Genomic DNA, 14,643 nt, shown 5'->3' with positions numbered 1-14,643 from the left:
TCGGAAAATGTGTTGTACATTTGTATTTTAAATCTCTTATTATGCATGAGATATTATTAAGCATCGGATCGAACATATACGCAAAGGCAAATATTGATAAGGCAAAAAGAATGCTTCATCATATTTTTCCTGAAATTAATTTCACCCCCACTATCATTAATATGCCTGGGGAAGGATTGTATCCATATCCCTTCAGAAACGCGTTGGCTATGTTTCAAAGCGATTTGACATCGAAAGAAATCATAGAAAAAGTAAAGCGTATCGAATCGGCATTGGGCAGGACTCCACAAGATAAAGAAATAGGCAAAGTCGTCATCGATATCGATGTCTTGAAGTACGACGACGAAATACTTCGCCCCTCGGATTACGAACGGAATTATGTCCAGTATCTAATGAATAAGTTCGAATCGGCATAGTCTCTTTGCGACGGGTGCACGATTCTATAGGGTTTTTGCGACCATCTACATAGGCTAAGGACAGATTCTTCGGAACGGCAACGGATACCCCGCAGTTCTTCTCCTTTCGGGGGAAGGTAGAAAGGGGCTAATTCAACCGGGTAACCGATTTGACACCTTTCACCGACTTGAGCTTCTTCATCAGTTGTTCCAGCATGGAAGTATTGGCCAACATCACAGTGATGTTTCCCTGAAACAAGCCGTCGTTGGAATCGATGGAGATGGACCGCAACTGCACACCGTCTTCTTTCGAAATGATCGACATTAAGTTGGAAACAATATTTATTTGATCGTTTCCGATAATACGCAAGATAGTGGCATAGTTGGAACTGCCCGTTTTGCCCGACCACCGGGCTTTAATGACACGATATCCGAACCGCGAAAACAGATCGTGCGCATTGGGGCAGTTTGTCCGGTGTATCTTTATTCCTTGCGACGAGACAAAACCGAAAATATCATCTCCGAAAATCGGGTTGCAACACTTGGCTAACTTATAATCGATGCCCGTAAGATGTTCGTCGATCACCAATTCATCTTGTGCTTGCTCAACGACCGACCCGGGCCTGACAACAAAATTCTCAGCACTTACGTTCGCCGCAAAATCACGCTGTTCGGACTCCTTGTTTTCGAGTTCGAGATAGCGGTCAATCACCCAATTAATATCTAACTTGTCCACGGCAATGTCCGCATAAAAATCGGTCACCGTTTTATATTTCAGCTTTTTAATAAGCTGCATCAATATGGAGTCATCCATATCGATCTTCCGGTTTTTCATCCGGCGGGAAAACGTTTCTTTGGCAATATCGACCTGTTTGGCGGCTTCCTCTTTCAGAAGCTGACGGATTTTGGTACGGGCTTTTGAAGTCACCACGAAACTAAGCCAATCCTGATTGGGGGACTGATGCGACGAAGTATTTATCGCCACCTGATCGCCGCTTTTCAACACATATTTTATCGGTACGTTCTTCCCGTTCACCCTTCCCGACACGCACGAAGCACCCAGTTTAGAGTGAATAGCAAATGCAAAATCGAGTACGGTAGCGCCCTTGGGCAATTTGAAAAGATCTCCTTTCGGAGTAAAGACAAAAATCTCTTCGTCGTATAAATCCAGTTTAAAGTCCCCCAATTTTTCCTGAATATCGGCATCCTTATTTTCGAGAGACTCCCGTAGCGAACTTAGCCATTCATCAAGCGTCGATTCACCTTTTATTCCCTTATACTTCCAGTGTGCCGCCAGACCTCTCTCGGCGATTTCATCCATGCGGCGGGTCCGTATCTGCACCTCCACCCAGCGCGAGCCGGGGCCCATCACGGTAATGTGCAACGATTCGTAGCCGTTGCTTTTGGGAATAGCCAACCAATCTTTCAACCGTTTCGGATTGGGTTGATACATATCGGTAATGATGGAATAGACCTGCCAACATTGGGCTTTTTCCTCGTCGAGCGGCGCATCGAGGATGACTCGAATGGCGAACAAATCATAAATATCCTCGAATGGGATTTTCTGCTTTTTCAGTTTGTTGTTAATCGAGTAAATCGATTTGGTCCGTCCTTTGATATCGTACTTTAAGTCCGTTTTGTCCAGCCGTTCTTTCACCGGATGGATAAACTCCTCGATATATTTTTCGCGCTCGCGTTTCGTTTCGTTCAGTTTCGTGGCGATGTAATCGTACATATCACGGTCGGTATATTTCAACGACAAATCCTCCAATTCCGATTTTATCGAATACAAACCCAGACGATGAGCCAACGGAGCATACAGATAGGCCGACATGACGGACAGTTCCAAGCGTTCCGCTTGCTGGCCGTTACGCGCCTCGCGCATCAGCGCCAGATGACGGGCGATCATAATAAAAACCACACGAATATCTTCCGCCATAGACAACAGCAGGCGGATATAATTCTCCGATTCCACCGCCGTTTTTTTATCGCTGAATTCATTCACCTTAAGCAATCCGCGCAGGATACCTTCGACTTCGTTTCCAAAAAACTTCTTCGTCTCACGTAAAGAATAAACCTCTTTTTGAATCGGTTGGAAAAGTAAAACCGCACAAATAGTATGCTGCTTCAATCCAATTTCATCAATGGTAATAGCCGCCGTTTTCATGCGGTGTATCAAGTCGCGTAAAGCCGCCTTGTCAAAGACGCCCTCCTGCGTGCGCAACGAATCGGAGACAATACTCTTTAACAGGCAAGTCTTTTCCAAAGTCCACTCGCGCCGTAAAAAGCCATATAGCTTACGGTAAAGCTGAATAAAATCCTTCCGTTCGATCAGTAGAGGTTCTTCCATTGCTTCTTGTTTTTGATTGCAATGCACAAATTTACTATTTTTTGTTCCAAACGATCACTTTTTGATGCGGAATATTATAAAAAATGATGCGCCCCGGTTTGCTTTGCCTTTTGGCTTTATTTATGTATTTTTGCTGTGGATTATAGCGAACATGAAGAAAAAGGCTGACATTGGAAGGAAAGAAATAGGAAACACATACAATTAAATAATGCAACAGAGAATATGAAAAAAGTCATGATGATGATCCTCGGAGCTTTATTTTGCTTCTCGATGGAAGCACAAAAAGCGTCGGAAGTTTACTTGCCACTCAACGATGGCTGGCAATTTACACAAACCGGCAAAAACGATTGGCGGAACGCCGAAGTGCCGGGATCGGTACAACGCGATTTGATTCGCTATAAAGTATTACCCGATCCGTATTACGGCACGAATGAAAAGAAGGTACAATGGCCCGAAAAGGAGGATTGGGATTTCAAAAAAACGTTCTCTGTCACCGCCGAACAACTGAAGTACGACGATGCCGTAATCTTTTTTGAAGGACTCGATACCCATGCCGACGTCTTTTTAAATGGCTCGCGTATTTTTCAATCGGCAAACATGTTCGTCGGGCACAAAGTGTCGGTGAAAAACGTTCTTCGCGAAGGAGACAACAAGTTGTACATCCGCTTTCATTCGCCCGTCACCTATATGGAGCCTGCGTATTTGACCAACGGCTATAACTATCCGGCCGGAAACGATCATAGCGACGTCAAGATGAGCGTTTTCTCACGCAAAGCGCCTTACCAGTTCGGCTGGGACTGGGGAATGCGGCTCGTTCAGATGGGCATCTGGAAACCGGTGTCGCTCACCTTTTATAATCAGGCACGCATCGAGGATTATTTCGTCAAGCAAACATCCGTCGGTAAAGAAAAGGCCGAGATAGAGCATCGAGTTGAAGTCTACTCCGTAACCGAAGGCCCGGCGACCTTGTCGGTCAGCGCTTCATTCGATAACAAACCGGTTGAAACGGTGCAGAAGGACGTGGTATTGCAAAAAGGAAAAAACATCGTTTCGCTGCCCATGACCGTCAAGAACCCTCATTTATGGATGCCGGCCGGCTGGGGAGAACAATATCTATACGATTTTTCGGTGACCCTCTCGATCCGCGACCAAGCGATTGCGCAAACAACCGAACGCACCGGCTTCCGTTCCGTACGTCTCGTACAAGAGAAGGACGAACACGGACGGTCGTTCTACTTCGAAGTGAACGGTATCCCTTTGTTCGCCAAAGGCGCGAATTATATTCCCGGAGAGATCCTGCGCACCCAACAAGATTCGGCTTACTACGAACGGCTTTTCGATCATGTCACCTCGGCAAATATGAATATGCTTCGCGTATGGGGCGGCGGGACCTACGAAGACAATTACTTTTATCGCCTCGCCGATGAAAAAGGCATTCTCATCTGGCAGGATTTTATTTTCGGATGCGTCCCCTACCCTTCGGATGATGCCTTTTTGGCAAACGTTGCCGAAGAAGCCGTCTACAATATCAAGCGCCTGCGAAACCACGCCTCGCTGGCATTTTGGTGCGGCAATAACGAAATATACGAAGGAATCAATTATTGGGGATGGGATAAGGAATATCCTTCGGAAGTGCTCGACGAATGGCGTCGCGGCTATGACAAGACTTTCCGCGAATTGATCCCCTCGCTGGTGACGGAATATGACGGCACACGCAGCTATATCCACGGTTCGCCCTACGATTCCAACTGGGGGCGTCCCGAAAAATTCAGCGCCAGCGACGTTCACGATTGGGGATTATGGCACGGACGCATGCCTTTCGAAGCGATGGCGGACAGGTTGCCCCGCTTTGCCAGCGAATTCGGATTCCAATCCTTTCCCGAAATGAAGACCATTCGCACGTTTGCCGAAGAAAAAGATTTCGATATCAACTCCGATGTAATGAAAACGCATCAAAAAAGCGGTATCGGCAACCAGGCGATCAAAGAATACATGGAAATGTATTATCATACGCCTAAAAACTTCGAAGATTTCATCTATGTCGGCCTTATCATGCAAGGCAACGGCATGGAGGAAGCCGTGGAAGCCAATCGCCGCGGACGGCCTTATTGCATGGGCGCCCTTTACTGGCAAATCAATGACGACTGGCCCGTAGTTTCGTGGTCGAGTATCGATTATTACCAGAACTGGAAAGCGCAACATTATAAAATGAGGAATGTGTTTGCACCGCTGGCTTTAGGTGTGGAACATAAAAACAATGTCCTCACCTACTTCACCATGTCCGATAACCTGCAAGATATCGACGACTTGCAACTAAACGTACAAGTGCTCGATTTCTCGGGAAAGAGACTGAAGTCGTTTACCGAAAAGATATCGGCCAAAGCCAATGCCAGCACTCGGGTAAAAGCGTTCAACACATCGGAGCTGGTTACGGAAGAGGAGAAACACCGTGTCGTCATACACGCCTGGTTAAGCGATAAGAAAGGTGCTGTGATCTCGCAGCGGAACTATTATTTCTACTGGCCCAATAAACTGGAACTGCCGGAAACGGCCGTCCATCATACGGTGAAGTATGCCGATGGAAAATATACGGTCACCTTATCCGGTAAGAAACTGGCAAAAGACGTGTTCGTGGAAATTCCGGTACTGGGTGCATCGTTTAGCGATAACTTCTTCGACTTGCTTCCGGGCGAAAAGAAAACCATCGTCATAACGTCTCCCGAATTGAAAGCTTCGGCTAAAACACCCATCACGGTGAAACATTTGCGAGAGACGTATTAAAATGGAGATTAGAGATTGGAGATTAGAGATTGGAGATTGGAGATTAGAGATTGGAGATTAGAGATTGGAGATTGGAGGATGCGAAAATAAATTTGTATCTTTGCATCCTTAAATAAAAAATATTCAATCGATAAATAGTATATGGCAAAGGAATTGAAAGAACTTACGCCGCGAAGCAAAGACTATTCGCAGTGGTATCTCGACTTGGTTATCAAAGCCGATCTGGCAGAAAATTCGGCCGTACGCGGCTGCATGGTGATAAAGCCCTATGGCTACGCTATCTGGGAAAAGATGCAACGCCAACTCGACGATATGTTCAAAGAAACGGGGCATGTCAATGCGTACTTCCCGTTATTCATTCCCAAATCATTTTTCAGCCGTGAAGCCGACCACGTGGAAGGTTTCGCTAAAGAATGCGCGGTAGTAACCCACTATCGACTAAAGAATTCCCCCGACGGAAAAGGTGTGATCGTCGATCCGGCCGCTAAACTCGAAGAGGAACTCATCGTCCGCCCCACTTCCGAAACCATTATCTGGAGTACTTATAAGAATTGGATCCAATCGTATCGTGACCTGCCGCTGCTCATCAATCAATGGGCGAACGTCGTGCGATGGGAAATGCGTACCCGTCTGTTTCTGCGTACCGCTGAATTCCTCTGGCAGGAAGGCCATACGGCGCATGCCACCGCCGACGAAGCCGTGGAAGAAGCCCGACGAATGCTCAACGTATACGCCGAATTCGCGGAAAATTATATGGCCATGCCGGTCATCAAAGGCACGAAATCGGCCTCGGAACGTTTTGCCGGAGCGCTCGACACTTATACTATTGAAGCAATGATGCAAGACGGCAAAGCGTTGCAATCGGGCACTTCGCACTTCCTGGGGCAGAATTTTGCCAAAGCCTTCGATGTGCAGTTTACCGATAAAAACGGCAAGCTCGATTATGTGTGGGCGACTTCATGGGGCGTTTCGACCCGCTTGATGGGGGCGCTTATCATGTCGCACAGCGATGATAACGGGTTGGTACTGCCTCCCAAATTGGCTCCACATCAGGTAGTCATCGTTCCCATTTACCGGAACGACGAACAACTGGCGGAGATCGATGAAAAAGTTGCAGGCATTGTCCAACGGTTGAAATCGCTGGGCATTAGCGTGAAATACGATAACTCGGACAATAAAAAGCCGGGATGGAAGTTTGCCGAATATGAACTGAAAGGTGTTCCGGTGCGCTTAGCCATCGGCGGGCGTGATTTGGAGAATAACACCATCGAAGTGATGAGGCGCGATACCTTAACCAAAGAAACGGTTTCATGCGACGGCATCGAGCAAAGGGTCAAAGACCTTCTCGACGACATCCAACAAAACATCTATCAAAAAGCATTCGACTTCAGAGTCTCGCAAACGCGGGAAGTCAACTCGTATGACGAATTTAAAGTTGAGATTGAAAAAGGAGGCTTCTTGCTATGCCATTGGGACGGAACTCCTGAAACGGAGGAATTGATTAAAAACGAAACCAAAGCTACGATTCGCTGCATTCCGCTCGAAGGGGATAAAACTCCGGGCAAATGTATGGTAACGGGCAAACCTTCGGCCCAACGCGTTATCTTCGCCCGGTCGTATTAAACTGGAGATTAGAGGTTAGAGGTTGGAGATTGGTAAATGGTAATTTGTAATTCGTAATTCGTAATTTGTAATTTGTAATTATAAACGTGGCATCTGCAAAAGATTGGATAGAAGCATTCCGGCCAAGGACGTTGTTTCTTGCGGTAGGAGCGGTCGTTCTCGGCAATGGCTTGGCCTTTCACGAGTCCGGGCTCAACGCCGTTACGTTTATCCTGACATTGCTCCTGGCAATGAGCATGCAAGGGCTGACCAACATGGCTAACGACTTAGGCGATTACCTGAAAGGAACCGACATCACCGGTAAACGACAAGGACCCACACGCACCGTACAAGGCGGAAAGATAACCCCTTCTCTTATGAAAAGGGGAATCGGTCTCGTTATCCTTTTTGTTGCGGCTATCGGCGCACTACTCGTATTGCGGGTGGCCGAAGCCATCGGCTGGAAGTGGGTGCTGATTATGTTGGGCATCGGTGCGTGTGCAATTTTGGCGGCGGTGTTTTATACGGTCGGAAAGAATGCATACGGATACAAAGGATGGGGCGATTTTTTTGCATTCTTATTCTTTGGTCCCGTAGCCGTCATCGGATCCTATTTCCTGCAAACATTCTCCTTGGATTTCCAACCGGTACTGCCGGCAATCGGACTGGGATTCATCAGCACCATGATCTTGAACATAAACAATATGCGGGATATCGATAACGACCGTTCATCGGGCAAAATCACTGTCGCCTCGCGCTTAGGATTGGCCAATGCGCGCATTTATCATGCGCTGCTCACTTTCGGCATGTTCACTTGTTTCCTGCAATATAGTTTTCTATTTGCCCCGGCTCCCTGGTACCGATACTTGTATGCAATCGTATTCCTTTTTCAATTGAAAATACTCAACGATCTTTTCCAAAAACAAAATAAGGCGATGGATCCCTACTTACGACTCACCTCTATGTCAGGCCTGTTACTGGCTATCGTCTTTTCGATATGTATTAATATCTAAAAACCGCTCTCATTTACGTCTTCTCACTTTCAGACTTGTGCCGGTTCCGTTTACGCGTCGGATAAAAAACAAAGAAGACAGGGCGAAGATCGCTCCCAGCCCTGTCCAAAATTCCTTTCAATAGAGTTTAATTTTTTGTAGAGTTTATGTAAAAAATTAATTGAAAGGTTTTATCTTCTAATGATTTTTCAATACCCTCATTTAAAACTGATCTTCCGGATAACCGGTGTAATGATACCTTTCCAATTATATTCATTCTAACTCTTCGATAAAAGTATAGGTCTCTACTATGTGTGAGCGATGACCGGCAATTGAAGAAGGTTGATTCATCCAATAGGATACTTGGAATGATTTTGTTGCTTCATCATATTTATTTACTCCGGAGGGGTCGAGTTCCGCCTCACGCGTATTGGCGGCAGGCTGGCCATGATGATTCACGACAGCCGTAATATTTCCTTCCTCATCAAAAACAAATTCTGGGGCGAAAGATCCATATCCACTATAACTGGTACCTGTACTTATCGGATAAATATAATCCCCTTGTATGATCTCATCAAAGAACATTAAAGTTGTACTATTCTTTGTACGTATTTGAACAGTATAGGGATCACCATTCGGATTATTTTTCGTATCGATCACCCACAATGATGAAACATGAGTCAAGTTTGGACTGGCAGCATCTGTCATCGTTCCAGTCAACGCATAACGTCCTTCCCACTGATGTGGGCCTTTGAAGTTGAGAGTCAAATATCCCAGGTTACCGCTGACCAGATAATCCGATTTATCAATCGAAGCAATGGAAATAGCCAAATATTGAGGGTCGGCCTTAAGCTCATCCGTATTTATGGTTATCGTAATCGAATCAGACACCCGCCTCCCCGCAGGTATGGTGATCGTAGCAGGAAAGGTAATGACATTCGACGGAAGCAATGGTGTTGAAGCACCTAGTATTTCTGCAGACCGATCTATTGTAAGACTTACGACGATATCTTCCGATGCCGGTTTTTCGGCAGCCAGCCTTATTCCGCCCAATTTGAGTTGCTTCGATCCTTCGTTTTTCAACGTAAATGATTCCGCACCATCAGGAAATTCAATGATCTTGTTGGCATTTAAATTGATAATGCCATATTTTTGGTCATCTATCATATCGTCGTTCAAGCAGGAGGTAAATCCCATCACGAGAGCGACTAATGCAGATATAATTAATCCGTATTTATACTTTTTCATATTTTCTTCCTTTTAAAAATTTATTAGTTTGCATCCCAGAATACAGTAGCCTTTTGCGGGTCTATAGTTCCTTCGGCGGTAGCATTGGCAGCATTATATTGATACTCTTCAACAGGATAAATTAACCGTTTAGGTATCGAATTCGTTACGCCTGCTCTAACCGAAAGTATATCCTCGGTATCCGGAAAACCGGTACGGCGGTAATCCGTATAGGTTTCCAGTCCGTTGATGCCATACATGGCAATATATTTTTGCCTTGCTATCAACAGAAGTTTATCCGAATTTTCATCCCAGTTCGCAAAAGTTTTTTCTGTGTTTGTCAAATAATCCTCCGCCCCATCGGGTACTCCCAGCCAGTTAAAAGACTCTTTTACGGCGGCTTCGTAAACATTTCGAGCGTTGCCGGCCAAAGCGCCGCGCTGTATAGCTTCGGCTTGCAGGAACAGGCTTTCGAAAGAAGTAAAGAGCCATAACGGATCACTAGCACCGGAAATGATGCCTGGACCTGAGACCATCGACGATTGAGTCGAGGTTAACTGCCCGGCTTGAGATTCAATACCGAAATCAAACCCTGCATACTCCACGCCGCCTACGGGAGCGGTAGCCTTTGCAAAGAAACGTGTATAACGAATATCTCCATTATCCTTCAATAAATTCAGAAAATAATTATTTGCCCTGTTGAAATTGTCTAACCCGCCTGCGTCGTTGGTATTGTAAGTATTCCAGAAAGGATTTTGTTTGTTCACATCCGAGGCATATCCGGGTTGAACATTGGCTGTTTCACCGGCACCGAGAAAACCTCCTCCGTTAGCCACAATTTTATCCACCTCCGTTTTTAATTCCGCATTACTGAGCAAACCGGTTTGGTGAATGAGTAAACGCAGGCGTTGGGTATTTCCCAGTTTGCGCCACTTCGCAAAATCGCCTCCGAACAGAATATCAGCAGTTTTAATATCCAAATTATTTTCCTCTAACGCTTCTTGTAAAAGGACATCAGCCTCTTCCAGATCCGCGATAAGAGCATTATAAACGTCTTGTCCTTTGTCGTAAGGTGTAAGCATATATTCACTCAAATTGAATGCTTTGGAATATGGGACATTATTGTATTGGTCTACCAACTGCATAAAACCGATCGATTTCATAATTTTAGCAATTGCTAAATAACCAGTTTCATTACGTTCCAACGCCTTTTTTTCTATTACATCAAAATCCTTAAGAATATCATACATGTCAGACCAAGAAGCCGTCATAAAAGATGAAGTTAGTTGGTAGGATTCTTCGTCAGTATTGGGACCATAACCGCCTGCACAACGGGCCCAATACCCCATCCAATGCAAATAAATACGATAGCCTGTAGCCGACTTGTCGGCAAACCTATGCAAAGCTCTCGGCAAAATCAGGCTAGGAGTCATATTGTCTTCGGTAGCGTTATTCGGACTTTTGTTAATATCGAAAAACGCATCGCTGCAACCATTTAGCGACAGAGCGCCTATAAGAATGATAAATAATATTTTTTTCATTTCGAATTTTTTATTGATTACAAAATCTATCCGTTAAAATTTAATAGAAACTGTTCCTCCGATAGTACGCGTGGGAGGATTAACAGTGGCATTCGAAATACCCGCAATATTTCCATTTGCTCCACTAAGGAAGTCTTGATTTCCCCTGAAATCAGGATCAGAATATACATTGGTTTTCGGTAGCCAAAGCACCAAATTACGGGCGATCAACCCTACACTCACACTTTGAATGGCATCCTGTTTGGCAAGCCACGACTTGGGAAGATCATAGGTCAGCGACAATTCCCTGAAACGCCAAGAAGCTGCGCTGGTAATAAAGTTTGAAGCTACACTACGATAAGCATCGCTTGTGAAGAAATCGGCCGCATCTCCTGTAGTTGTAATATTCGTATTCGGAATATAGGTTCCGGGATTATCGGGGTCTTCGTAAACGGAATTAGGAAATACAAAGTGTTCGCGGTGATTAGCTCCCGTAATTTCGGAAACTCCGGTCCATGCCATATCGCTGCCGATCATGTTGAAAGCATAATGACCTCCTTTATATTCGAACAAAGCGGAGAGGGTTAACCCTTTCCATTGTACGGAGGGATTCAAGCCGATCATGTGCATAGGCATAGTACGACCGAATTTTTTATTCACTTCGTCCGGGATAGGATATCCTGTTGCGTAATCAATAATTACACGTCCCTGATCATCTCTCTTATAGTCGGTAGCATTCAGCACAAATGCCGGCTGACCTTTTACAGCCGCATTACTTGCCATTACATAACCGCCGATGGAAAGTTCGTCCAAATCATTATAGATACTTAAAACTTCACTGTTGTTATACGAGTAGTTGGCGGTAAAGTTTACCCTTACATCTTCGAAATCTACCAGCGGTGACAATTTTAATTGGGTCTCAAAACCAAAATTTCGAAATGACGCAGCATTTATATAAGCCAAATTATAACCTGTTGGACGAGGAACTCGAATGTTCACAATTTGGTTTGTGTTATTCTGATTATAATAGGTTACGTCCAAATTAATCCTGTTGCGAAAGAAACCCGCCTCAAATCCGGCTTCCACACTTTCGATAAATTCCGGTTTCAAATATCTGTCATAAGATATTTGGTCGGCAGAATATCCGGGGATTCCACTAAATGGAAAGCCGGAAGGTGTTTGAGAAGTAAGACCTCCATCGTCATATTGTGAAAAAGTGGCGGCCAAACGATAAGGTTCAATATCGGCATTACCCGTTTTGTTCCATGAACCGCGTAATTTCAAGAAATTAAAAGCATCCGATTGTAATGCAGGAACAGCATCCGTCAAAACAAACGATGCATTCACACCTGGATAGAAAAAGCTGTTGTTACTCGGATCCAGCACCGAGGTCTGATCGTTACGTCCCGTAAATTCGATGGTTGCATAGTTTTTGAAAGTTACACTGGCGCTGCCATACAGAGAAAACATCCGGGTATGCAATTCCGTCGAAGAACCGTCCAATTCACCCGGACGGCCCGACACGTTAAACAAATCTTCGATGATAAGATTCGATGCATTTACTCCCGTTGTCCTCGATAATACATCACGGACATACGTACCGCCAATTGCATTGACCTTGAAATCGCCAAAAGTCTTATGGAAATTGGCAAAAAACTCCGACGACAGGCGGTTACTTATATAAGATTCATTTTCGACGGCCTGAGGCACAGGATCTAATCCTCTTCCTGCTCCATAAGCGGTTGTGGGAATCCGCCTTTGATCATGCTCCGATACCTGGCTGGTGTATGTCACAGCAGCACGATAGTTCAAATCCAGCCAGTCGGTAACGGCCAACTTCAAATCGAGACTGCTAATCATATTCTGGTCAAGGCCTTTTCTTCTCCATGTATCCAACGCAATATATGGATTAATGCCGTAACGATTGTAATAATTATTATACTTGGCAAATTCATTATTTTCGAAATCCTTATAGGAAGTCAACGGAATGTGTGCCGGCGTACTAAAAATAAGATTCATTAGGCCTTCGTTCAAACCGACATTGTTGGCTTCATAATAATCATCCATGCCCACATTATCAAACACATTATATTTTTGATAAATATAATTCGTATTGAATGATGCCGTAAACTTCTTATAGGTTTGAGAAGCATTCAACCGCACTCCCGTTCTTCGGCTTTCATCATCGGGCACGACACCTGTAATGTTAGCATCTTGCAAGCTAAGGAAAAATCCCTTTGTTGCATACGAAATATCATTCTGCACAGTTACTCCCGTAGTGAAAAAGTCTCGCCGGTTATTGCGAATGGAAGAATAGATGCCTTTTTGCTCTGTACCGTCTTCCAAAGGTTCACCTATCACAATTTCACTTCCATCATATTCAGGCCCCCACGACCAGTTTTCATAAGGAATATATTCCCCGTATGCACCCGGGCCAAATTGTGTTTGAAATTTCGGTAAGAACGATATATTGCTGAATTGTGTAGAATTGCTAACGGTAATTTCCGGTTTACCATCTTTTGTACCGGCCTTCGTAGTAACGATAATTACCCCGTTTCGTGCATCCGGTCCATAAATAGCAGCAGCCGAAGTACCTTTCAATACATTGACATTCTCAATATCATTCGGATTAATAGTACTCAAAAGGTTAAGTCCCACGGGGACACCATCCAACAGTAACATAGGATTATTATTGCCGGTGAGAGAACGAATACCTCTCAAATTGATTTTTACATCCTCAAGGACACCATTGTCCAACGAAGAAACATTCAGTCCCGCAACTTTACCTTGTAAACTGGTTGCTGCGTTCACAGCTCGTGCCTGAATCAATTCTTCACTGTTAACTTGAGCAGTAGAATAACCGAGTTCTCTTTTTTGTCGCTGTAATCCAAAAGCAGTTACAACAACCTCATCCAATACTTTCAAATCTTCCACCAAAGTCACTCTTACATTTGCACTCACCGGAACTTCTTGCGACTGGTAGCCCACATAGGAGACAACCAAGGTTCCTCCCTCGGGGGCGGTAATGCTGAAATTCCCGTCTATATCAGTAGCTGTCCCCTGGGAAACGCCCTTAATCGTAACTGTCGCCCCGATAATAGGCTCGCCCGCCTCATCGACAACTGTCCCCCGCACGCGGGTTTGGGCAGTTGCCAGCCCTATTCCTATAAGGAATAAGGATAAAAACAATACAAACTTCTTTTTCATACTCTACTTTTTAATTAATAATAAATTCATTGTATTCATTTGCGTTTAATTATCTATTACACCAATTTAATAGCCGGAAATTCATAAAAAAAGACTTCGGGCCAAACCACTATCCCCTGCCGGGGAAGATGCAATTCAGGCACTATTTTCTTTTAGAGGAAAGGGATAGTGTTGTATATAGGATGAGAATTTATTCCAAGAGGATCCGAATACTATGCTCCGGTTGAATGAATAAAAAAAGGAGACCACTCCGAGAAGAGATTCCGGAATGTAAAAAAGAATAATATAAAAAACAGATAAATGGAGTAGGGAAAAAGGTTCTGGAAGGATTAAGAAGGGTATACCCCCCCCCCCCGTTAACTTTTGTTAATAAAGAGGATACTAAAGTGTCAATGCATAATCTGAGTTCCATTTATAAAAACATTTTTGTTTTTTATCACGCAAAAATATATCATTTTACTTTACAACGGAAAAATACAGTGTTAAAATTATAAATTTAACATTGTAAAGACTCGAATAAATAGAAACGAAGTATATCAATACTCCCTTTTTTATTACTGAAATTGCTA

8 protein-coding genes are annotated in these 14,643 nt (G+C 44.3%); 4 read left to right on the top strand and 4 right to left on the bottom strand.

Features of this window, described 5'->3' with window-relative positions:
* Positions 1 to 41 precede the first annotated feature (41 nt).
* Complete coding sequence (locus tag ABNK31_RS05200; RefSeq protein ID WP_418894650.1) at positions 42 to 416, top strand: 2-amino-4-hydroxy-6-hydroxymethyldihydropteridine diphosphokinase; 375 nt, start codon at positions 42 to 44, stop codon at positions 414 to 416.
* Positions 417 to 543: 127 nt separating this feature from the next.
* Here the strand turns inward: ABNK31_RS05200 and ABNK31_RS05195 are convergent, their stop codons facing one another.
* Positions 544 to 2,745, bottom strand: coding sequence for a RelA/SpoT family protein (locus tag ABNK31_RS05195; RefSeq protein WP_418894649.1), 2,202 nt, complete (start codon positions 2,743 to 2,745; stop codon positions 544 to 546).
* Positions 2,746 to 2,967: 222 nt separating this feature from the next.
* Here ABNK31_RS05195 and ABNK31_RS05190 point away from each other — a divergent pair, with 222 nt between their 5' ends.
* From ABNK31_RS05190 to menA, 3 genes are all read left to right on the top strand, one after another.
* Positions 2,968 to 5,526: a beta-mannosidase gene (locus ABNK31_RS05190; RefSeq protein ID WP_418894648.1), complete on the top strand. Its 2,559-nt coding sequence runs from the start codon at positions 2,968 to 2,970 to the stop codon at positions 5,524 to 5,526.
* A gap of 141 nt (positions 5,527 to 5,667) precedes the next feature.
* Complete coding sequence (proS, locus tag ABNK31_RS05185; RefSeq protein ID WP_418894647.1) at positions 5,668 to 7,149, top strand: proline--tRNA ligase; 1,482 nt, start codon at positions 5,668 to 5,670, stop codon at positions 7,147 to 7,149.
* An 86-nt stretch (positions 7,150 to 7,235) separates the two neighbouring features.
* Complete coding sequence (menA, locus tag ABNK31_RS05180; RefSeq protein WP_418894646.1) at positions 7,236 to 8,141, top strand: 1,4-dihydroxy-2-naphthoate octaprenyltransferase; 906 nt, start codon at positions 7,236 to 7,238, stop codon at positions 8,139 to 8,141.
* 252 nt (positions 8,142 to 8,393) lie between these two features.
* On the opposite strand, the gene ABNK31_RS05175 is transcribed toward menA, so the two are convergent.
* From ABNK31_RS05175 to ABNK31_RS05165, 3 genes are read right to left on the bottom strand one after another with little or no spacing between them, the layout of a single operon-like run.
* Positions 8,394 to 9,368: a DUF1735 domain-containing protein gene (locus tag ABNK31_RS05175; protein ID WP_418894645.1), complete on the bottom strand. Its 975-nt coding sequence runs from the start codon at positions 9,366 to 9,368 to the stop codon at positions 8,394 to 8,396.
* A 23-nt stretch (positions 9,369 to 9,391) separates the two neighbouring features.
* A complete protein-coding gene (locus ABNK31_RS05170) occupies positions 9,392 to 10,888 on the bottom strand; it encodes a SusD/RagB family nutrient-binding outer membrane lipoprotein (RefSeq protein ID WP_418894644.1) in 1,497 nt (498 codons plus the stop codon).
* A 33-nt stretch (positions 10,889 to 10,921) separates the two neighbouring features.
* The gene (locus tag ABNK31_RS05165; RefSeq protein ID WP_418894643.1) at positions 10,922 to 14,074 is read right to left on the bottom strand and encodes a SusC/RagA family TonB-linked outer membrane protein; all 3,153 of its coding nucleotides are present in this window, start codon (positions 14,072 to 14,074) and stop codon (positions 10,922 to 10,924) included.
* Positions 14,075 to 14,643 lie beyond the last annotated feature (569 nt).

Source organism: Limibacterium fermenti (assembly GCF_041902845.1).
GTDB lineage: Bacteria > Bacteroidota > Bacteroidia > Bacteroidales > Dysgonomonadaceae > Limibacterium > Limibacterium fermenti.
Note: the sequence above shows the minus strand (reverse complement) of the source record. Positions and strands in the feature narration are given on the sequence as shown.

Excerpts from the sequence above, each read along its gene's own strand:
- ABNK31_RS05170 (WP_418894644.1), bottom strand. The coding sequence starts at position 10,888 with ATGAAAAAAATATTATTTATCATTCTTATAGGCGCTCTGTCGCTAAAT.
- ABNK31_RS05165 (WP_418894643.1), bottom strand. The coding sequence starts at position 14,074 with ATGAAAAAGAAGTTTGTATTGTTTTTATCCTTATTCCTTATAGGAATA.
- ABNK31_RS05200 (WP_418894650.1), top strand. The coding sequence starts at position 42 with ATGCATGAGATATTATTAAGCATCGGATCGAACATATACGCAAAGGCA.
- ABNK31_RS05190 (WP_418894648.1), top strand. The coding sequence starts at position 2,968 with ATGAAAAAAGTCATGATGATGATCCTCGGAGCTTTATTTTGCTTCTCG.
- ABNK31_RS05195 (WP_418894649.1), bottom strand. The coding sequence starts at position 2,745 with ATGGAAGAACCTCTACTGATCGAACGGAAGGATTTTATTCAGCTTTAC.
- proS (WP_418894647.1), top strand. The coding sequence starts at position 5,668 with ATGGCAAAGGAATTGAAAGAACTTACGCCGCGAAGCAAAGACTATTCG.
- ABNK31_RS05175 (WP_418894645.1), bottom strand. The coding sequence starts at position 9,368 with ATGAAAAAGTATAAATACGGATTAATTATATCTGCATTAGTCGCTCTC.